The organism is Streptomyces sp. NBC_01261, assembly GCF_036226385.1.
Classification (GTDB): domain Bacteria; phylum Actinomycetota; class Actinomycetes; order Streptomycetales; family Streptomycetaceae; genus Streptomyces.
On record NZ_CP108463.1, the window covers coordinates 802,695 to 822,874 of the forward strand.

15 protein-coding genes and 1 pseudogene are annotated in these 20,180 nt (G+C 70.2%); 4 read left to right on the plus strand and 12 right to left on the minus strand.

Going from position 1 to position 20,180, the window contains the following annotated elements; translation table 11 throughout:
• Positions 1-3 precede the first annotated feature (3 nt).
• The 7 genes and pseudogenes from OG226_RS03490 to OG226_RS03515 form a co-directional block, all read right to left on the minus strand.
• Entirely contained in the window at positions 4-2,733 is a 2,730-nt protein-coding gene (locus OG226_RS03490) for a bifunctional acetate--CoA ligase family protein/GNAT family N-acetyltransferase (protein ID WP_329347839.1), read from the minus strand.
• Between the two features lie 174 nt (positions 2,734-2,907).
• On the minus strand, positions 2,908-3,921 hold the full coding sequence (gap, locus tag OG226_RS03495) for a type I glyceraldehyde-3-phosphate dehydrogenase (RefSeq protein ID WP_329347840.1): 1,014 nt from the start codon (positions 3,919-3,921) through the stop codon (positions 2,908-2,910).
• Positions 3,922-4,044: 123 nt separating this feature from the next.
• A pseudogene (locus OG226_RS51500) lies at positions 4,045-4,140 on the minus strand (hypothetical protein); the annotation flags it as partial.
• A gap of 18 nt (positions 4,141-4,158) precedes the next feature.
• The gene (locus OG226_RS03500) at positions 4,159-5,031 is read right to left on the minus strand and encodes a universal stress protein (protein WP_329347841.1); all 873 of its coding nucleotides are present in this window, start codon (positions 5,029-5,031) and stop codon (positions 4,159-4,161) included.
• A gap of 5 nt (positions 5,032-5,036) precedes the next feature.
• The gene (locus OG226_RS03505) at positions 5,037-6,059 is read right to left on the minus strand and encodes a zinc-dependent alcohol dehydrogenase (RefSeq protein ID WP_329347842.1); all 1,023 of its coding nucleotides are present in this window, start codon (positions 6,057-6,059) and stop codon (positions 5,037-5,039) included.
• Between the two features lie 23 nt (positions 6,060-6,082).
• Positions 6,083-6,988 carry a universal stress protein gene (locus OG226_RS03510; RefSeq protein ID WP_329347843.1) on the minus strand — a complete coding sequence of 302 codons (906 nt, stop codon included), beginning with the start codon at positions 6,986-6,988 and terminating at the stop codon, positions 6,083-6,085.
• A gap of 153 nt (positions 6,989-7,141) precedes the next feature.
• Positions 7,142-7,777, minus strand: coding sequence for a hypothetical protein (locus OG226_RS03515; protein ID WP_329347844.1), 636 nt, complete (start codon positions 7,775-7,777; stop codon positions 7,142-7,144).
• A gap of 261 nt (positions 7,778-8,038) precedes the next feature.
• On the opposite strand from OG226_RS03515, the gene OG226_RS03520 reads away from it, so the two are divergent.
• Entirely contained in the window at positions 8,039-8,359 is a 321-nt protein-coding gene (locus OG226_RS03520; RefSeq protein ID WP_329347845.1) for a hypothetical protein, read from the plus strand.
• On the opposite strand, the gene pflA is transcribed toward OG226_RS03520, so the two are convergent.
• The 3 genes from pflA to OG226_RS03535 all read right to left on the minus strand — a co-directional run bounded on the left by pflA (position 8,353) and on the right by OG226_RS03535 (position 12,428).
• Positions 8,353-9,099 (minus strand): pyruvate formate-lyase-activating protein, encoded by a 747-nt coding sequence (pflA, locus tag OG226_RS03525; RefSeq protein WP_329347846.1) that lies wholly within the window; start codon positions 9,097-9,099, stop codon positions 8,353-8,355. The genes OG226_RS03520 and pflA overlap by 7 nt on opposite strands.
• Positions 9,096-11,354, minus strand: a complete 2,259-nt coding sequence (gene pflB, locus OG226_RS03530) for a formate C-acetyltransferase (protein ID WP_329347847.1) — start codon at positions 11,352-11,354, stop codon at positions 9,096-9,098. The genes pflA and pflB overlap by 4 nt, the downstream gene beginning before the upstream one ends.
• Before the next feature lie 150 nt (positions 11,355-11,504).
• Positions 11,505-12,428 carry a carbamate kinase gene (locus tag OG226_RS03535; protein WP_329347848.1) on the minus strand — a complete coding sequence of 308 codons (924 nt, stop codon included), beginning with the start codon at positions 12,426-12,428 and terminating at the stop codon, positions 11,505-11,507.
• A 446-nt stretch (positions 12,429-12,874) separates the two neighbouring features.
• Between OG226_RS03535 and OG226_RS03540 the strand changes: the two genes are divergently transcribed.
• The gene (locus OG226_RS03540; protein WP_329347849.1) at positions 12,875-13,339 is read left to right on the plus strand and encodes a Crp/Fnr family transcriptional regulator; all 465 of its coding nucleotides are present in this window, start codon (positions 12,875-12,877) and stop codon (positions 13,337-13,339) included.
• A 369-nt stretch (positions 13,340-13,708) separates the two neighbouring features.
• Here the strand turns inward: OG226_RS03540 and OG226_RS03545 are convergent, their stop codons facing one another.
• Positions 13,709-14,044 carry a MerR family transcriptional regulator gene (locus OG226_RS03545; RefSeq protein WP_329347850.1) on the minus strand — a complete coding sequence of 112 codons (336 nt, stop codon included), beginning with the start codon at positions 14,042-14,044 and terminating at the stop codon, positions 13,709-13,711.
• A 990-nt stretch (positions 14,045-15,034) separates the two neighbouring features.
• Here OG226_RS03545 and OG226_RS03550 point away from each other — a divergent pair.
• Together OG226_RS03550 and OG226_RS03555 are read left to right on the plus strand one after the other, a co-directional pair.
• The gene (locus OG226_RS03550) at positions 15,035-15,736 is read left to right on the plus strand and encodes a response regulator transcription factor (RefSeq protein ID WP_329347851.1); all 702 of its coding nucleotides are present in this window, start codon (positions 15,035-15,037) and stop codon (positions 15,734-15,736) included.
• Positions 15,737-15,869: 133 nt separating this feature from the next.
• Positions 15,870-16,850, plus strand: coding sequence for an Acg family FMN-binding oxidoreductase (locus tag OG226_RS03555; RefSeq protein WP_329347852.1), 981 nt, complete (start codon positions 15,870-15,872; stop codon positions 16,848-16,850).
• Between the two features lie 405 nt (positions 16,851-17,255).
• On the opposite strand, the gene OG226_RS03560 is transcribed toward OG226_RS03555, so the two are convergent.
• Complete coding sequence (locus OG226_RS03560) at positions 17,256-20,078, minus strand: cation-translocating P-type ATPase (protein WP_328675098.1); 2,823 nt, start codon at positions 20,076-20,078, stop codon at positions 17,256-17,258.
• Between the last annotated feature and the right edge of the window lie 102 nt (positions 20,079-20,180).

The following is a 20,180-nucleotide window of genomic DNA, read 5'->3' on the forward strand; positions in this document are numbered from 1 at the left end:
TCCTCAGCGGAGTCGACGCAGGTAGGGGTCGTGGGGCGGGCGCGGCAGCAGGCGGACGCGTGCGTCGAGCACGGTGACCTGGTCCGGTGCCGCGAGCACCGGGTTGAAGTCGGCCTCGGCGAGCTGCGGCAGGTCGCTCGCCATCCGGGACAGTCGCAGCAGCAGTTGTTCCAGGGCATACAGATCTACGGGGCCGCTGGCGTCCGCGCCGAACAGCAGTGGGGCGCAGCGCGGGGACGTGATCAGGTCGTGCACGTCATGGTCGGTGAGCGGGGCGAGCCGGGCCATGGGGGTCCCCCCGGTCGAGCGAAGCCGAGACTGGGGGAGGTCGGCGAGTACCTCGGTGGCCGTTCCGCCGAGTCCGAACAAGACGAGCGGTCCGAAGACCTCGTCCTGGACGACGCCGGCGAACAGTTCGGTGCCGCGGGCGGCGAGCGGCTGTATGACCACCCCGGTCATCAGGCTCGCGAATCGCGTCTCCAAGTCCCGGAACGCGGCCCGGACTTGGGAGTCGCCCCGCAGGTCGAGGTGGACCGCGTGCTGCTGCGTCTTGTGCACAAGGCCGGGCCAGTGCGCCTTCATGACCACGCGTCCGTCGAAGCCGCGCAGCCGTTCCGCGGCCAGGGCGGCGTCGTCCTCGGTCTCGGCCCAGGCCCACGGGATCTGCGGGATGCCGTAACAGGCCAGTAGGTCGGCGCAGGTGCGCGGGTCGAGCAGGCCGCCGTCCGGATGCGCCCGCAGATGGTCCTCGACGATCGTGTGTGCCCGTTGGGTGTCGACGTCCGAGAGTTCCGGAACGGTGCCCGCGGGACGGGCGAGCCAGGCCGCACGGTGGGCGGCATGGGCGAGTGCGCGGGCCGCCGTGTGCGGTTCGGCGTACGAGGGGATCGTGCCGCCGCCGGCGGGCAACAGCTCGACCGGCAGGGCTTGTTCCAGGCGTACGACGGCGACCGGCCGGGCCCGGCGTGCGGGTGCCCGGGTGAGCGCCCGGACCAGGTCGTCGCCGGTCGCCTCGGCGACCGCGGTGGGGACGAGGGCCACCAGCACCGAGTCGATGCCCGGGCACTTCACGAGCCGGTCCAGGCACGCGCCGAGCTCTTCCTCGCTCACCGCGGCGGTGGCGTCGACCGGGTTTCCGACCGCAGCCCCCTCGGGCAGTACGGCGACCAGGTCGGCGACCGTCTCGGGGCTCAGCGGCGGCAGGGTGAGACCTGCCTCGGCGCAGGCGTCTACGGCCAGGACGCCCACGGCGCCCGCGTTGGTGACGATCGCGACCCGGGAACCCTCGGGCAACGGCTGGGAGTGCAACAGGGCCGCGGTTTCCAGAAGTTCACCGATCGAGCGGGTCGCGGTGATGCCGGCCTGGGTGAACAGGGCCTGGCGGGTCATGGTGCGGGTGGCGGCGGCCGCGGTGCGCGAGGCCGCGGCTCGGCGGCCCGCGTCGGTGCGGCCGGCGTCGACGGTGAGCACCGGCATGCGGCGGGTCACCCGGCGTGCGGTCCGGGAGAAGGCCTGCGGGTTGCCGAAGGACTCCAGGTGCAGCAGAGCGAGGTCGGTGGTGCCGTCGCTCTCCCACCACTGGAGCATGTCGTTGCCGCTGACGTCGTACTTGTCGCCGAGGGCGGCGAACGACGAGACGCCGATGCCCAGTCGGGACAGGCCTTCGAGCAGGGCGATCCCGACGCCGCCAGACTGCACGGCGACGCCCGCCGTGCCGGGGCTCGGGTGGTTGGCGGCGAAGGTGGCGTCGAGCCGCAGTTCCGGATCGGTGTTGGAGATGCCCAGGCAGTTGGGGCCCACCAAGCGCATGCCGTAGGTACGGCATGCGGTCAGCAGCGCCTGCGACTGATGGCTGTCGAGACCGGCGGTCACCACGAGCAGGGCCCGCACACCGGCCTTGCCGCTCTCCTCGGCGGTGGCCGGGACCGCGGCGGCGGGTACGGCGACGACCACCAGGTCCGGCGTCCTGGGCAGGGCGCTGACGGAAGGGTGGGACGGGATGCCCAGGATGGAGGTGGCACTCGGGTTCACCGCGAAGAGGCGCCGGGTGAATCCGCCGGAGTGCAGGTGGTGGAGGATCGCGCGGCCGATCGAGCCGGGCCGGCGTCCGGCACCGACGACCGCTACGACGCCCGGCCGGAACAAGGGCGTAAGGCTGGCCACGTCGGCTGCCCGGCTCCGGGCCTCCACGGCGGAGAGGTAGGTGTCGTCCTCGGTGAGCCGGATGGTGCAGCGCATCTCGGGGCCCTCGAAGCGGCGCTCCGTGCGCAGCCCGAGGTCGGCGAAGAGGCGGAGCACCTCGTGGTTCTCGCTGAGCGCGTCGGCGGTGAAGGTGACGATGCCCTCGGCACGGGCCGCGGAGACCAGGTGCTCGACGAGCAGGGTGCCGACACCACGGTGGTGCAGGCCGTCGGCGACGGCGATGGATATCTCCGCGGAGTCCTTGGCGTCGCCCCCCGTGTCGTACTCGGCAAGGCCGATGATCCGGCCCTGGGTCTCGGCCAGTAGGGCGCGATAGCCCGGGTGGGACTGGGTGCTGGCCCGGTCGGCGGCCAGGGCTCCCGACCGCCGGCTCGCCGCGAAGAACCTGAGCCGCAGGTTCTCCGGAGACAACTCCTCGTAGAACCGGTCCAGTTGATCGTGATCTCCTGGCGCCACGGGGCGGACGCACACAGTGGTGCCGTCCGCGAGCAGCGCGTGGACCGGGGATCGGTTGAGCACGTCGTCCGTCATCAGGGGTCTCCTCCAGGGCTTTGTCCGGCACTTCGAGCATCCAGCGGATCGGCGAGGGGTCCCATGGGCTGTCCGGGGTGTATCGGGGGCCGGTCGGCCCAACCTTTTCCGCCGGTCGTCCGTGACATGCGGAGGGGACCGGCGTCCCACGGCGCCGGTCCCCTCCGGGACGTGTCAGTCGTCGGCGACGAGGGCTGTGAGGTCGAGGAGACGGTTGGTGTAGCCCCACTCGTTGTCGTACCAGCCGAAGACCTTGACGAGCGTGCCGTTGGCCTGGGTGAGGGCCGGGTCGAAGACGCAGGAGGCGGGATCCCCGATGACGTCACGGGACACGATGGGCGCCTTCGACACCCGGAGGATGCCGTTGAGAGGTCCCTCGGCGGCCACGGTGAACGCCTCGTTGACCTCATCCGCGGTGACCTCGCGGTTCAGGACCACGGCGAGGTCGGTGAGCGAGCCGTCCTCGACGGGGACTCTGACGGCGATGCCGTCCAGCGCCCCTGCCAGCTCCGGTATGACGAGGCCGACCGCGCGGGCGGCGCCGGTGCTGGTCGGGATGATGTTCAGTGCGGCCGAGCGGGCGCGGCGCAGGTCCTTGTGCGGGCCGTCGAGGAGGGACTGGTCGTTGGTGTAGGCGTGGATGGTGGTCATCATGCCGCGCTCGACACCGAAGGCGTCGTGGAGCACCTTCATCATCGGTGCGACGCAGTTGGTGGTGCAGGAGGCGGCGGAGACGATCCGGTCGCGATGGCGGTCGTACGTGTCGTCGTTGACGCCCAGGACGATGGTGGCGTCCACATCCTTGCCCGGCGCCGACAACAGCACGGTATGGGCGCCGCTCTTGAGGTGCAGGGCCGCGGAGTCGCGGTCGCGGAAGCGGCCGGTGCACTCGACGACGACGCCGGCGCCGTAGTCGGACCAGTGCAGGGCGGCCGGGTCGCGTTCGGCGGTGACGGCGATGCGTAGCCCGTCGACCGTGATGGAGCTGTCGTCGTGCTGGACGTCGCGGCCGATGCGGCCGAACGTCGAGTCGTACTCCAGCAGGTGGGCCAGGGTGGCGGGTGAGGCGATGTCGTTGATCGCGACCACCTCGACGTCCTGGGTGCCCGCCTCGGCGCGGTCGAGTGCCGCGCGCAGATAGGTGCGGCCTATGCGGCCGAAGCCGTTGATGCCGACGCGTACGGTCATAAGGGTGAACTCCTTTGGGTGAGCGGTCGGTTGAGGCGTTCAAGGGCTGGTCCACGACCTCGGGCAGATCGGTGTCGTGCTCGCGGATCCAGACCAGGTGGCGGGTTCAGACGCCGACTGTCTGCTGGCGTAGGGCGGCGCGTAGTCGCGCACGACCTCAGGGCTCTTGTCGAGAACCTGGTCGACGAAGTCGGCGTCCGGGTGCGAGAAACCGCCGTGCCCCGGACCCTCCGGCGCTCACACCCGCTCGGGCACGATCACGACAGGGCAGGCGGAGTGGTGCAGCACCCCGTGGGCCACCCGGCCCAGTTGGAGCCCGTAGTGCCCAGGGCGACGCTTGGCTCCGATGACCAGAAGGTCCGCGTCCCGCGATGCGTCCACGAGCACGGTCCGGGTGCGGCCCTCGACCACACGGCGGTGTGACACGACATCGGCGGGAGCGTCCTGGAACGCCGCTTCCAGGACTTCCACCGCCTGCTGTTCGTGCAGTCGGGTGAGTTCTCCGGCGAGCAGTGGAAAATCGGTGCTCTCACGCGCGGGCCACCGCCAGGCGCGTACGGCGTCCACCGGCACCCCACGTCGCCTCGCCTCCTCGTAGGCGAAGCGCACCGCCGCCGAGCCCGCCGGCTTCTCTCCGACACCCACGACGACACGGCCGTGCGTGCCGGTCGGGGCCTGGGCGTCGTGGTTGCCGCGTACGACGACCATCGGACACTGCGCGTGCCCGGCCACGATCAGGCTCACCGAGCCCAGCAGTGTCTCGGCGAGCCCGCTGCGGCCACGCGTGCCCGTCACCAGTAGCGAGGCGGTCCGGCTCTCCCGGACCAGCGCGTACTCGGGTTCCTCGGGCAGTACGCCGGTGGAGACCTTCACGTCGGGCTGTCGGTGATGAGCGCGCCGGGCTGCCGTATCGACGATGTCCTCGGCTCGCACCTGCTCGGACGGCTTGTCCAGGTCCGTGGCGAGCAAGGTGCCCTCGTACCGTTCCCACAGAGACGCGTACACCAGCCGTAGCGGCGCCCCGCGCAGTACGGCCTCGTCTGCGGCCCAGTCGACAGCTCGCAGGCTTGGCTCGGAGCCGTCGACTCCGACGACGACCGGGAGGTCCATCGTCCTCACCGTCCCGTGCCGAGGTCGAAGACGATCCGGGCCCTGACGTCGCCGCGCAGCACGTCGCCGATGGACTCGTTGACGGTGTCCAGCGGGCGCGTCTCGCTGATCACCTTGGTCCGGCCGGCCGCGTGCAGCTGGAAGACCTCGGTGAGGTCCTGCCGGGTGCCGACGATCGAGCCGATGACCGAGGTGCCGTTCAGCACGGTGTCGAAGATCGGGACCTGGATGGTGCCGTGCGCGGGCATGGCGACCATGACGAGCTTGCCGCCGCGCCGCAGACCGGAGTTGACGGCGGCGAACGCGGACTCGTTCACGGCAAGGGCGATCGCCGCGTGCGCGCCGCCGTGTTGCTTGAGGACCTCTGCGACGTCGTCCTTGCGGGCGTCGATGACGAGGTCCGCACCGAGTGCGGTGGCGAGTTCGAGTTTCTCGTCGGTGACGTCGATCGCGGCGACGGTGGCCCCGGCGATCTTCGCGTACTGCACCGCCAGGTGACCGAGCCCGCCGATCCCGGAGATCGCGACGAGCTGCGCGGGCCGCACTCCGGCGACCTTGACGGCCTTGTACGTGGTGACGCCGGCGCAGCTCAGCGGGGCGGCGTCCACGGCACTCACGCCGTCGGGCACCGGCTGGGCGAAGTCGGCCCGGGCCAGCATCTTCTCGGCGTACCCGCCGTCACAGCCGTAGCCGGTGTTGATCTGCTGCTCGCACAGCGTCTCCCAGCCGGACAGGCAGTGCTCGCACCGCCGGCAGGCCCAGCCGAGCCACGGCACGGCCACCCGCTGCCCGACGGACAGATGGGTGACGCCGTCGCCGAGCTTCTCGACGAGGCCGACGCCTTCGTGGCCGGGGACGAATGGCGGGTTCGGCTTGACGGGCCAGTCGCCGTGGGCGGCGTGGATGTCGGTGTGGCACAGCCCGGACGCCTCGACGCGCACGCGGACCTGGCCGGGGCCGGGCTCGGGGTCGGGGCGGTCCTCGATGACGAGGGGTTCGCCGAAGGCTCGTACGACCGCTGCCTTCATGATTGCTGCTCCTCAGGTGTGGGTCAGTCGTGCGGGACGACGGCGACGGGGGCGGTGGAGTGGTGCAGGACGGCGTGGGTGACGGAGCCGATGTGGGCGCCGAGCGGGCCGCGGCGGACGCGGCGGCCGACGACGACCAGAGATGCCTCACGGGAGGCGTCGACGAGGTGGCTGCCGGGGGTGCCGTAGGGGCACTCCTCGGTGACCGCGGTCTCCGGGAACTTCTCGGTCCACGGGCGCAGGACCTCGGTGAGGGCGGTGGATTCGCGCAGTGCCAGGGCATCCTGCACTTCGAGGTCCACGGGGAGGCCGTAGGCGTAGTAGGCGGGCGGGTTCCAGCCGTGCACGACGCGCAGGAAGGTGCCACGGCGGGCGGCCGCGGCGAACGCGAACCCGATGAGTTCGTCGTCGGGGCTCTCGATGTCGAGGCCGAGGACGACGGGCCGGAACGGGGTTGCCGCGGACGGGATGCCGGCCGGATCCATCGCGTGTTCGTCGGCGGCCTGTTCCCCGGCGCGGACGAACACCACCGGCCGGTCGGCATGCGCCACGACCGACAGCCCGACCGAGCCGACCATGAACCCGCCGATCCCGCCCAGTCCCCGGGAGCCGAGAACGAGCAGCTCCGCGTCCTTCGCGGTGCGCGCCAATACGTCGGCGGGCGGGCCGGACAGCTGTTCAGTGGTCACGTCGAGGCCGGGGTGGCGCAGCCGAACGCCCTCGCCCGTCTCGCGGGGAATCCTCTCGGTCCAGTACTGCTGCGTCCCGGCTCCGAGTAGCGGTGCCTGCGCCATGGGCGCCGGTACGGGCTCCCAGACCTGGACCAGTTTCAGCGGCAGGCCGAGCAGCCGTGCCTCGCGGGCGGCCCACTCGGCCGCCGCCCGGCTCTCGGCGGAGCCGTCGAGTCCGACGGTGACGGTGCGGGTCATGATGTCCACCTTCTGAATCGGGGGGTCCTGATTCGAGCTTGGTCCTCGGACGAGGCGCCGGGCAGGGGCCACAGGTCCCTGCGAGGGACCGAGCGGCCCTGGCCGGTGTTCGGCACGGCGGGCCCACCGACGAGCCCGCCGCCCCTCCCGCGATCACCGCAGCCAGTGGCTACGACGGACCAGCGGGAGCTTCGCCCAGAGCCTGCCGAGGCCGAGGGTGTCGCCGGCGGCGACAGCGGCCAGGACGATCAGGGCGACGGCGTAGATGAGGTGGTAGTCCACGAACGGGTTCGACGACATGCTCGGCGAGCCGTCCGAGAGGTGCTGGGCGGGCGGCCACTCGGCCAGCCACATGAACGCCATCATCAAGGTGCCCGCGACGGCCGCGAAGCGCAGTGCGACGCCGGCGATGAGCGCGACCCCGATGCCGAGCAGACCTAGCATGAACAGCCAGTCGACCGAGGTGGCCCCGGCCCAGGTGTGGAACGTGGACTCCATCGGCCCCGCGGCGACGGAGCTCAGGAAGCCCTTGGTCGGCGAGCCGCCGTCGATCCAGCCCTTGTCGGAGGGGGTGGCGTAGCCGAGGCCGAAGGTCTTGTCGAGGAAGGCCCACAGGAAGACGAACCCGGTGAGTAGGCGCAGCGACGCGAAGGCGTAGGCCCGTGCGGCGTGGGTGTCACTGTGTGCCGACACGGCGGACTCGGAGACGGAGGCAGGGGCGGTCCCGTTGCTGCGAGAGGACGGCAGGTGGAAGCCCTGGCTGCGGTGAGGGGGCTCGTGAACGGCCATGGTGGTGATCCCTTCGGGGAGAGTGGGACTGTCGTCCGGTCGGTGTCTGACGCTCCTCACTCTTGTCTCGCGGGGCGGCCGGCGCCGGATGCCGAAGGTCCGTGGCTGCGGGGCTGAACGGCCCTGTCTGCAGGGACTGTTGGGGTGCCTGCCCGGCAGCCGGTGCCCCGGACACACCTCGCCTGTCACGGCCGTGCGCTGCCGGTGGATCCTGAGACCGATCCGGGAAATGTGGCTCATGTCCCCGGGGGAGGCTGCCTGGTGCCGCAGCTCACGCCGGTTGCCGGACTGCGGGCGATCCTGCTCGACCTCGCTCTGTACTCGCTGTTCGGGTCTTCACGTCTGCTCTGGATGGGTGCCGAGACCGACGTCGAGGGGGACATCACCGCACTCGACGCGGCCGACGAACTGCGCCACGAACTCACCCACCGCGGCGTCGTGTTCACCCTCGCCCGCGTCAAGCAGGAGGTCATGGCCGATCTCACGTCGTACGGTCTCGCGGACTCCACCGGGGCGGACCTGATCTTCCCGACCTTCCCGGCCGCCGTGGCCGCCTGTCGTGCTCGGTGCCGCGATCAGTAGGCCGACAGAGCGTGCGCCCGGAACTGTCCACGGACACGTTCGACCAGTTCGGGAGTGGGGACGGGGCTGTCGCGCAGCGGGAACGGAACGCCGAGGGCCTCGTACTTCGCGGCGCCCAGTTTGTGGAACGGCAGGATGTCCACGCGGTCGACCGTGCCGAGTCCCGCGACGAAGGCGGCAAGGCCGTCCACGGATTCCGCGTCGTCCGTCCGGCCGGGTACCAGGACGTACCTGATCCACATCGGGACCCCGAGCCGGTCGAGGCGGGTGGCGAAGTTCAGGGTGGGGGCGAGTTCACCGCCCGTCAGGTGGCGGTAGGCCGTGAGGTCGAAGGACTTGATATCGAGGAGCACCAGGTCGGTGTCGGCGAGGAGTTCGTCGGTGGCGCGGGCGCCGAGGAAGCCGGAGGTGTCGAGCGCGGTGTGCAGGCCCGCCGCCTTGCAGCGGCGCAGGATCTCGCCACTGAAGGCGGACTGCAACAGTGGCTCGCCGCCCGTGAGGGTCACCCCGCCGCCGGCGATGGTGATGAAGGCGCGGTACTTCTCGATCTCCGCCATCACCTCGTCGACCGTCGCCTCCCGCCCGTCACGCATGTGCCAGGTGTCGGGGTTGGCGCAGTACAGGCACCGCAGCGGACAGCCGGAGACGAAGAGGACGAACCGGGTCCCGGGGCCGTCCACGCCGGTGGACAGGTCCCATGAGTGGATCCGGCCGGTCGTCAGGGCCCGGACGGTGCTCACAGCGATCCGTGGAAGGTGCGGCTGATCACGTCGAGCTGCTGCTCGCGGGTCAGGCGGACGAAGTTGACGGCGTAACCGGACACCCGGATCGTCAAGTCCGGGTACTTGTCCGGGTGTTCCATGGCGTCTTGCAGCGTGGAGCGGTCAAGTACGTTCACGTTCATGTGGAAGCCGCCCGCCGCCATATAGGCATCGAGGATGCCCACCAGGTGCCCGGCGCGTTCCTCGGGGCGGTGACCGAGCCCCTCCGGGGTGATGTTCGTCGTCAGCGAGATGCCGTCACGGGCCTGTTCGTACGGCAGCTTTGCCACCGAGAGCATGGAGGCGGCGACCCCGTGCCGGTCGCGGCCGTTCATCGGGTTGGCGCCCGGGGCGAAGGGCGCTCCGGTGCGCCGGCCGTCGGGGGTGTTGCCGGTGTGCTTGCCGTAGACGACGTTCGAGGTGATCGTCAGCACCGACTGGGTGTGTTCGGCGCCGCGGTAGGTGGGGTACTGGCGCACCTTCGCCATGAAGGACTCGACGAGTCCTACGGCGATGCTGTCGGCGCGGTCGTCGTTGTTGCCGTACGCCGGGAAGTCGCCCTCGGTGCGGAAGTCGACGGCGAGGCCGGTGGCGTCCCGGAACACCTTCACCCGTGCGTGCTTGACGGCGGACAGGCTGTCCGAGGCGACCGACAGCCCGGCGATGCCGCAGGCCATGAAGCGGTGCACGGGGTAGTCGTGCAGCGCCATCTCGATGCGTTCGTAGGCGTACTTGTCGTGCATGTAGTGGATGACGTTGAGCGCGTTGACGTAGGTCCGGGCCAGCCAGTCCAGGACGCGATCGTAGGCCGCCGACAGCTCCGCGTAGTCCAGGTAATCCCCTGTCAGCCGAGGCGCTTCGGGTGAGATCTGTTCGCCGGTCATCTCGTCCCGGCCGCCGTTGACCGCGTACAGCAGCGCCTTGGCCAGGTTGACCCGCGCTCCGAAGAACTGCATCTGCTTGCCCACCGCCATCGCCGACACACAGCAGGCGATCGCTGTGTCGTCACCAGTCCGAGGCCGCATCAGCTCGTCGGACTCGTACTGCACGGCACTGGTGTCGATCGAGACCTGGACGCAGAACTCCTTGAAGGCGTGGGGCAGTTGGGGCGACCACAGAACCGTCAGGTTGGGTTCGGGGGCGGGGCCGAGGTTGTAGAGGGTCTGCAGGAAGCGGAAGGACGTGCGGGTGACCAGGGTGCGTCCGTCCTCGCCCATACCGCCGATGGCCTCCGTCACCCAGGTCGGGTCGCCGGAGAACAGGGCGTCGTACTCGGGGGTGCGCAGGAACCGTACGATCCGCAGCTTGATCACGAAGTCGTCGATCAGCTCCTGGGCACCGGACTCGTCCAACACACCTTCGTCCAGGTCGCGTTGGAGGTAGACGTCGAGGAAGGTGGAGGTGCGGCCGAGCGACATCGCGGCGCCGTTCTGCTCCTTCACGGCAGCCAGGTAACCGAGGTAGAGCCACTGCACAGCCTCGTGGGCGGTGGCGGCGGGGCGCGAGACGTCGCAGCCGTACGTCGCCGCCATCCGCGTCAGTTCACCCAACGCCCTTGTCTGCTCGGCGAGTTCCTCCCGATCGCGGATGACCTCGACGGAGGAGGCGCAGGCGTCGAGCAGGGCCCGCTCGGCCTTCTTGGCCCCGATCAGCCGCTCCGTGCCGTACAGCGCCACGCGCCGGTAGTCGCCGACGATCCGGCCGCGGCCGTAGGCGTCGGGCAGGCCGGTGATGATCCCGGCCTTGCGGGCGGCCCGCATGTCGGGGGTGTACGCGTCGAAGACACCGTCGTTGTGGGTCTTGCGGTAGGTGCCGAAGACGCGTGTGACGAACGGGTCGGGCTCGTAGCCGTACGCCTTCAGGCTGTTCTCGACCATGCGCAGGCCGCCGTTGGGCATGATCGCGCGCTTCAGCGGGGCGTCGGTCTGCAGGCCGACGATCAACTCCCGTTCCCGGTCGATGTAACCGGGCACGTGCGAGGTGATCGTGGAGGGGGTCGTCGCGTCGACGTCGAGGACTCCCTTGCGCCGCTCCTCCGGGAACAGGGCGCTGACCTTGTCCCAGACGGCGCGCGTGCGATCGGTGGGGCCGGTCAGGAAGGACGCGTCGCCTTCGTACGGCGTGTAGTTGGCCTGGATGAAGTCGCGCACGTCGACACGCTCGCGCCACGACGTGCCGACGAAGCCGTGCCATGCCTCGGTTGCGCGCGTTCCGACTACCGCTGTCGTTGTCATCGCCGATTCTCTCCCTTGCTCCGCACGGGGATGTCTCCCTGACTCCATGCTCGTGCGACGCACTGGTCGTGGGGAGAGCCGGACAGGGACGTGGCCCCGGCCGTCCGGCCCCCTCCTGCCAGGGCCGGACGGCCCTCCGGTCGGCGACCGTCAGCCGGCGGGCAGGTCCGGGCGCACAAGCGTGCCGGACCTGCCGTGGACGATCTCATACGCCGCGTCCAGGGCACCTATCGCGGCCAGTCCCCCGGTGCGTTCGACGAACCGGGCGGCGGCCTCGGCCTTGGGGCCCATCGAGCCCTCGGGGAAGCCGCCCCGGCGCAGATCGGCGGGCGTGGTACCAAGGACGGGCTGCTGGTCGGGGGTGCCATAGCCGGTGTAGACACAGGGCACGTCGGTGAGGATGAGCAGGAAGTCGGCTTTCAGGTGCTCGGCAACCAGGGCTGCCGTGAGGTCCTTGTCGACGACGGCCTCCACCCCGGTGAGCGCGCCGGTGTCGCGGTCAGCGGTGACGGGGACGCCTCCGCCGCCGGCACAGATGACGAGCGTGCCGCTGCCCAGCAGGTCGTGGATGGCGTCGGTCTCCAGGACGCGTACGGGTGCCGGGGAGGGGACCACGCGGCGCCAGCCGGTGGTGTCGGCGCCGATGTGCCAGCCGCGTTCGCGGGCGAGCTCGGACGCGATGTCGTGGGGGTACTCCTGGCCGACGAACTTCGTGGGGTGCTCGAAGGCAGGGTCGTCGGCCCGGACGAGGGTGTGGGTGACCAGCGCGGCGATACGGCGGCCGGGCAGGGCGTCGTACAGGGTGCGGAACAGCAGGGAACCGATCATGCCCTGGGTCTGGGCGCCGAGCAGATCCAGCGGGTAGGGGGCACTCAGGGCCGGGTCGGCGTCACTCTCGACAGCGAGCAGATCGATCTGGGAGCCGTTGCCGTGGGTGATGACGATCTCGTGGTCGTGGGCGAGGGCGGCGATCGCGGTGGTCACCCGGTCGATGTTCGCCTCCTCAACGACCGCGTCGGGGCGATCACCGCGGCGCAGCAGGGCGTTGCCGCCGAGGGCGATGACGATGCGCATGGCTCAGTCCTCCAGAAGGGCGACGCGTACGGCTTCGATGGCATGCGGGCGGTTCTCCGACTGAGCGGGACGATTGGTGCGGGTGAGGAGAACACGCCGTCGACGACTTCCGGTTCGGGCAGGGCCGGCAGACATTGCATGAACTCGACGTCGGAGTTTCCGGTAGCGGCCGGCATCTCCTCACCGACCCGGTACAAGACGAACAGACCGATCCGCCGACACCCTTCAGAGGTCTGGAGGGAATGAGGTACCCCAGCTCGCCCCTCCACCCAGCGGGTCGTCTCACGTACTCATGGAACAACCCAGGCCGTGGCGCCACAGCATGCCGGAAGTCCCCTGCTCAGAGCCGAGTGGCCCGGCCGGTGGACCGGGTGGCCCATGGTCGGCCGCCGGGCGTCGGGCACACGCTGGACATGACAGTTCCCCGTCTCGTCGGGAGGCACGCCATGATCACCACCCCCACGACCAGCATGCCGCGCGCGCTGCCGGTCGAGCACCAGCAGCGGCTCATGGGCTTCGCCCACGAGGTCTCCTTCCCGCAAGGGACGCGCCTGTTCGAGGAAGGGAGCCGGGCCGACCGGTTCTGGATCATCCGCACGGGCACGGTCCAGCTCGACATGCATGTGCCGGGCCGCCGCGCGGCCGTCATCGAGACCCTCCGGCACAACGAACTGGTCGGCTGGTCCTGGCTGTTCACCCCGCACTCCTGGCACCTGGGCGCCGAGGCGACGACCCCGGTGCGGGCGTACGAGTTCGACGCCGCGGCCGTCCGCCTGCTGTGCGAGGAAGACCCGGCCATCGGCAGCACCATCGCCCAATGGGTCGGCGACGTACTCGCCCACCGCCTCCGCTCCGCCCGGACCCGGCTGCTGGACCTGTACGCTCCGTACGGCGCCGGCAGCCGGGGCTGAGCGCGCCCGGACCCAAGCGAGAACAGAAGGTGAGGGCCGTGCCGTCGGCGTCGTATCGGAGGCCGATCCGCCGGCCAAGGAGGAGTTCGGCGACAGTGACCCCGGCCTCCCCACCCTGGCTTCACTCGATCGGGGGGACCTCCGTAACACAGCTACGGCGCCTGTCCTACCTGGCAAAGGCCGGCGCGAGTTCCTCCTTGGGGACCCGCGGCACGGCCGTCGGCAATCGTGAGAGTGGCTCTCCGTGCACGGCGCGCTCTCGGCCCCAGTGCCGTGGAAGACGAAGTTGCCCGGAACGCTGTGCGTTCCGGGCAGCCTGCGTGGGCGGCGGCCCCGAAGCTCAAGGAGGAGTCGCGGGTCTCGGCCGTCTCAGGCCCTGGTCGCCGGGTTCGGCGATTCTGCGGTGCGGCGGTGTTCTTCGTTGATGCGCTGGGCTTCTTCGAGCTGGTCTTCGAGGATGATGATGCGGCAGGCGGCCTCGACGGAGGTGCCGTGGTCGACGAGTTCGCGGGCGCGGGCGGCGATGCGCAACTGGTAGCGGGAGTAGCGGCGGTGGCCGCCCTCGGAGCGGAGCGGCGTGATCAGGCGGGCTTCGCCGAGAGCGCGGAGGAAGCCCTGCGTGGTGCCGAGCAGTTCGGCGGCTCCGCCCATCGTGTAGGCGGGGTAGTCGTCGTCGATACGGCCGAACGAGTCGTCTGCTGTCATCTGCACCTCTCCATGGAACGCGTGGAGGGGCCCTGGTGCTCGTCGCACCAGGGCCCCGAAGGAACTGCTACACCATCTGCCGGCCCTCGTACTGCGCCGGCCCTCTGTTTCCGCAGACCCGACCGGAATGCTGCCGGGGCTGCTGGGATCGCGGTTGCTTGACCGGAGACCACCTCACTATCGATGTCCTGCGGTACCCGGGTTCAAGATGTCGGCCCGGGCGATCCTGATGGCGCTCGGCTCCTCCGTTCTTCCCTCTGGGGTCAACTGCTTACAAGTGGGGTACTGCGTACTGCTGGTGATACGTACCGCTGATGATGCGAACTGCTCAGCAGCCTGTGACGGCGCCGCTCTTCGGCAGCCAGCCCCGTCGCCCGTCCTGCGTCTGCCCTGGCTTGGAACCCCACTGCCGAACCTCCCGGTGCGCGCGTCCGCAGCCGACGCCTTCACCGAGGTACCGCTCAATTACTTCACTGCTGGGTACCGCGAACTGCACTTACAGGTACTGCAACTGCGGTCCTGCTCACGGCGGCCCCTGACCACTGCGGGCCACCCGGTACGGTCGCCAGTCCCGTCGCCGTCCTGCAACCACTCTGGCTTCGCGACTCCACCACCGCACCGTCCTGCGAACTGCACTTGCATGTACTACCGCCCGGCAGTTCGTGTCTGCCAGGCCCTGCTGTCTCTCTGGGCTACGAGAGAACCATAACCACACCCCGAGGCCAATGTCTACTCCGACAAACACAGATTTCCGTGCGCTCGACAGCGAGGCAATCCACCTCGAACAGCGCCGGGGCGGGGGGGCGGTCCGCGGTCCCAACGGCCGATCACTCGCCAGCAGGGCCGCCGGGCCATCACCATCGGGCCGGCACGGGCGCGCCTCGAAGCCGACTGGGGCCGGTCGGCCCTAGTGCATCCGGGCCCGGCAAGCAAGGATCGTCCTCACGGGCAGCTCACAGACCGCCCGCCACTGGGGAACAGGGTGTTGTCATGGCCGAGACAGGTGCCTACACGGAGCAGAACCCGATCCGTGTCTTCCTGCTGGATGACCACGAGGTCGTACGACGCGGCATCACCGACCTCCTGGACTCCGAACCGGACATCTCGGTCGTCGGTGACGCGGACACTGCCGAGCGCGCTCTCGTCCGCTGCACGGCGCTGCGCCCGCACGTCGCCGTGCTCGACATACGTCTCCCGGACGGCGACGGCATCACGGTCTGCCGGGAACTGCGCAGCCAGATGCCGGAGCTGGCCTGTCTGATGCTGACGTCGTTCGACGACGAGGACGCCCTGCTCGACGCCATCATGGCCGGGGCCTCGGGCTACGTCCTCAAGCAGATCAAGGGCTCCGACCTGGTCTCGGCCGTGCGGACGGTCGCTTCGGGCCAGTCGATGCTGGACCCCGCGACCACGGCCCGCCTGATGCGCTCGCTGCGTGCCGAACCCGCCGAAACCCCTGCCCTCGCCCCCGAGTTGGCGAGCCTCTCCCCCCGCGAGCGGGACATCCTCGCCCTGATCGGGGACGGGCTGACCAACCGCGAGATCGGCAAGAAGCTCTACCTGTCGGAGAAAACGGTCAAGAACCACATCTCCCGGCTGCTGGCCAAACTCGGTGTCCATCGCCGGGTCCAGGCCGCGGTTCTGGCTTCCCAGTTGGAGCAGCCGCAGACCGGCGACCGCCCCACGAGGTGAACTCCGACTGGGCCGACCAGGACCCATCGAGGCCGGTCGGCCCCTGCCCCTCCCCCGGTGCCCGGCGCCACGCTGATCCGGTCACCGAAAAGCCCGACTGCCTCCCTTGGCACAGGGCGGGCAGGAGAGCCCGATGCGTATCGCAGCCCTCGACGGGACGACGCTGGCGAGGCTGCTCTCCGCGGCCGTAGCCGCCCCGTCGATCCACAACACCCAGCCCTGGCGCTTCCGCCTGGACCCGGAGACCCTCACCGTCGAGATCCGCGCGGCCACCCACCGCGGACTGCGCCACATCGACCCGACCGGCCGCGCCCTGCACCTGTCCGTCGGCTGCGCCGTACTCAACCTCCGAGTCGCGGTCGGGCACTTCGGCTGGGAACCGGTGCCCCGGCTGCTCCCACGCCCCGACGAGCCGGACCTGCTCGCCACCGTACGTCTGGGCGGCACCGCCAGGACGTCCTCCCGCACTTCCTTGTACGACGCCGTGTGGCGCCGGCACAGCAGCCGCTTCCCCTTCTCGGAACGGCCGTTGCCCGCCGCCCTGCTCACCGAACTGGCCGAAGCGGCACACGAGGAAGGGGCCCGACTGCTCCATCTCTCACCAGGACAGGCCGACCGTGTGCTGCGGCTCACCGGGGAGGCGGAGCACCGCAACGTCGACGATCCGGACCGAGCTGCGGAGAGCCGCCACTGGGTGGTCAAGACAGACGACTCCGGCCTGGGCATCCCACCCGAGGTACTCGGCCCCCAGGACTTCCGGGACCGTATTCCGATGCGGGACTTCGGCGCCCACCGCCACCAGAACGGGCTCACCGCGCGCCCCTTCGAGAGGCGGCCCTCCCTCGCGGTGCTGTCCACATCGCACGATCGCCGGGCCGACTGGCTCCGCGCGGGCCAAGCCCTCGAACGAGTCCTGCTGATCGCGACCACCCACGGCGTCCAGGCATCACTCCTGCACCAGGCGCTGGAATGGCCCGACCTGCGCGAAGAAATCATGGCGCCGGCGGACGCCCGCCCCTCACACGCGCAGATGGTGATCCGCCTCGGGTACGGTCCTGAGGGGTCGGCCTCGCCGCGCAGTACCAAGGCCCTGTTGTCGCCGGGAAACTCTTGACGAGCCTTCGGTTGTCTTCGGCTGCGGGATCTCGTCGGTCGCTGTGCGACGGACAGTCAGCAGGCTCAGCTCCGATCGCCTGCCCCTGGTCCTGCGCGAGGACCGCCAGGACGCGGCCGGGCATGGTCACCGGATCACTGCGGCCATCGCCTGCCACGTCGCCCGCACCGACGGATGCGTCGACGCGGTGACGCAGTTGCGCTACACCCCGAGCACGAGGGTGGTCGGCACATCGCGCTGCGCTCCGGTTAGCACCGTGCCCTGGACTGCATCCGCCGAGTATCGGCCCGCACAACGGCCGCCGTCAGCGGCGCACGGGGGCTGAAGTCCCGCCACCACGCCCAAGTCCTTCTTGAGCACTCCAGGGATGGCGGGTGGGATCACCGGATGCGGTACTGATGCTGCTCACCCTGCCTGGCCCGCCGCACGCCCCTCTGCATCGCGTGAGGCCACGGGCGTTGTGAGCGATGCGGACCTGGTTGCGTCATGGTGGCGCCGGACCCAGCGGAGGGCTTCGTCGGCTCCCCAGACGATGAGCGGGAACGGTGCGATGACCGCGAGCTGCGCCGGGCTGAGGGCCGCCGTGCCGAAGATGTGCTGGAGGGGCGGTGCGTAGACGACCGCCGCGGTGAAGGCCAGTTCGAAGGCGATGCCCCACAGGAGCAGGCGGTTGGTCCAGATGCCGACGGTGAACAGGGAGGCGCGGTCGGTGCGGGCGGCGAAGGCTGTGCCGATCTGGCAGGCGACGATGCCGACGAACGTGATGGTCGTAGCTTCCAGATACGCCTGGTGCAACGGGGTGCCGCCGCCCGTGGGGTCCCCTGGGTGCCAGCCCGCGTGCCACAAGGTGAAGAGGAAGCCGCCCATGACCAGGACCGCGGAGATGGTCCCCAGGAACGCCCATGCGCGGAAGAGCAGGGCCCGGTCGATGACTCCCGTCGTACGGGGTCGGGGCGGGCGGGACATGAGTCCGGGCTCGGCGGGCTCGCGTCCGAGCGCGAGCGCGGGGAGTGTTTCGGTGCCTAGGTCGATCGCCAGGATCTGCAAGACCGTCAGCGGTAGTGGGATGTGACCGCCGGAGAGTGCGAAGACGAGGAAGGGGACGACCTCGGGTACCGCGTGGGCGAAGATGTAGAGCACGAACTTGCGGACGTTGTCGAAGACGCGTCGTCCCGCGTCGACCGCGGAGACGATGGTGGCGAAGTTGTCGTCGGTGAGCACCATCGTGGCTGCCTCGCGGGCCACGTCCGTTCCTGACTTGCCCATGGCGACACCGATGTCGGCGTGGCGCAGTGCGGGGGCGTCGTTGACGCCGTCTCCGGTCATCGCCACCACTTCGCCCTGCGCGCGCAGAGCCTCGCAGATACGCAGTTTGGCTTCCGGTGAGGTGCGGGCGAAGACGATCTCCTGTCGTTTGGCGAGGAGTTCGTCGAGGTCCTTGTCGCTCATCCGGTCCAGTACGTCACCGGCGAGGACCGGGCTGCCGACGTGTCCGATGCCGACCTGACGGGCTATTTCCGCGGCGGTGAGTCCGTAGTCGCCGGTGATGACGTGGACACGGATTCCGGCCTGGTGCGCGTCCTTGACGGCGTCGGCGACGCCGGCACGTGCGGGGTCCGCCATGGCGACCAGGCCGATCAGGGTCAGTCCGGATTCCGCTGCCGACCGGTCCACCGGCACCGTCTCCCCGTGGCCCAGGAGGTGATGGGCGATGGCGAGCACCCGCAGTCCGGAAGCCGCGTAGCCATCGATGGTGGTGTTCAGTTCTGCGCGCACGGTGGCGTCCAGTTCGACGTTCTTTCCCTGCGGGTCGAGGAGGTGGGTGCAGCAGGGCAGGACGGCTTCGGGGGCGCCGTTGGTGTGCACCGTGGCGGCGCCTGCCTCGTCGTTCACGGTGGACATGCGCTTCAGGTGGGCGTCGAAGGGAAAGATCGTGCGGCGGTCGGACTTGCGCTGTGCGGGCTCGACGGCGACGCCGAGGTCCTCGGCCAGGCGGAGGATCGCGAGTTCGGTGGGATCGCCGCTGCCCTGAGGCTGTGCGGGTGTGGGTGCCTCGGCCGTGGTGCAGGCGGCGCCGCTCCCTGCGAGGACTGCCGCCTGCGGCTCGTGAGCGGCCCGGTCCGCGTCCATCTCGCTGCCCGCCAGCCACAGCCGGGTGACCCGCATCCTGTTCTCGGTGAGGGTGCCGGTCTTGTCGGTGCAGATCACGGTCGTCGATCCCAGGGTCTCGACTCCTGAGAGGCGTTTGACGACGGCTCCTCCACGGGCGAGTTCCCGTACTCCCGCGGCGAGGGCCAGGGTGATGGTGGGCAGCAGCCCTTCGGGGACGTTGGCGACGATCAGTCCGATGGAGAAGCTGATGGCCGCGCTCCAGCCCAGCCCGGCGGCGACGCCGATGGGCAGGAAGGCCGCGCCGATCGCGACCGCGACGACGGCGATGATCCAGGTGGCCCGCCGCACCTGCTTCTCCAGGGGGCTGCGTTCCGTATGCACGCGCTGCGACAACGCGGCGATGCGGCCCAGCTCGGTGTACATGCCCGTCCGGGTCACGACCGCTTCCGCCTCGCCGCCGCTGCACGTGGTGCCGCTGAAGACGAGCTCGTGTGCCTCCAGCAGGGAGCCGGTCTCGTCGGACGGCTCGGGCGAGCGGGTCACCGGAAGGGATTCGCCGGTCAGTGAGGACAGGTCGAGCGTGAGGGTGCCCTCGATGATCCGGGCGTCGGCGCAGACCCGGTCGCCCTCGGAGACGATGAGGATGTCGCCGGGCACGAGGTCCTTGGCCGCGATCTCGCACCGCACCTTGTCGCGTACGACCCGGGCGGTGGGCGGCAGGAACGCGGCCAGTGCCTCCACGGCTCGCTCGGCCTGCATCTCCTGGACGAAGGCGAACCCGGCGTTGAGAAGGATGACGGCCACAACAGCGATGGAGAGTGCCGGTGTTCCACCGGCCCAGGCCAGGACTGCTGCGAGGGCGAGCAGGATCGCCAGGGGCTGGGTGAACTGCGAGAGCAGTTCGCCCGGCCAGCGCCTGCCGCCGGACCGGGTCAGCACGTTCGGGCCGTAGACCAGTTGTCTGCGGGTCGCCTCCCGGCTGGTGAGGCCCGAGGGGGAGGTGCGCAGGTCGCGGAAGAGTTCCGCCGGCTGCCGCCGCTCGTCGGCCTGCTCGGCGTTGTCGGGTTCACCGGGCGGCTGGGATTCTCGCTCGTCGGTGTGTGATGACCGGGTCATGAGGGGCTCTCCCGGGAAGGAACGTGCCTGAGATGGTGCGGATGTGCCTCGAAGTCGTTGTCTGTCAGGGCCAACACGCCACGAGCGAGAGGTAGTTGACCT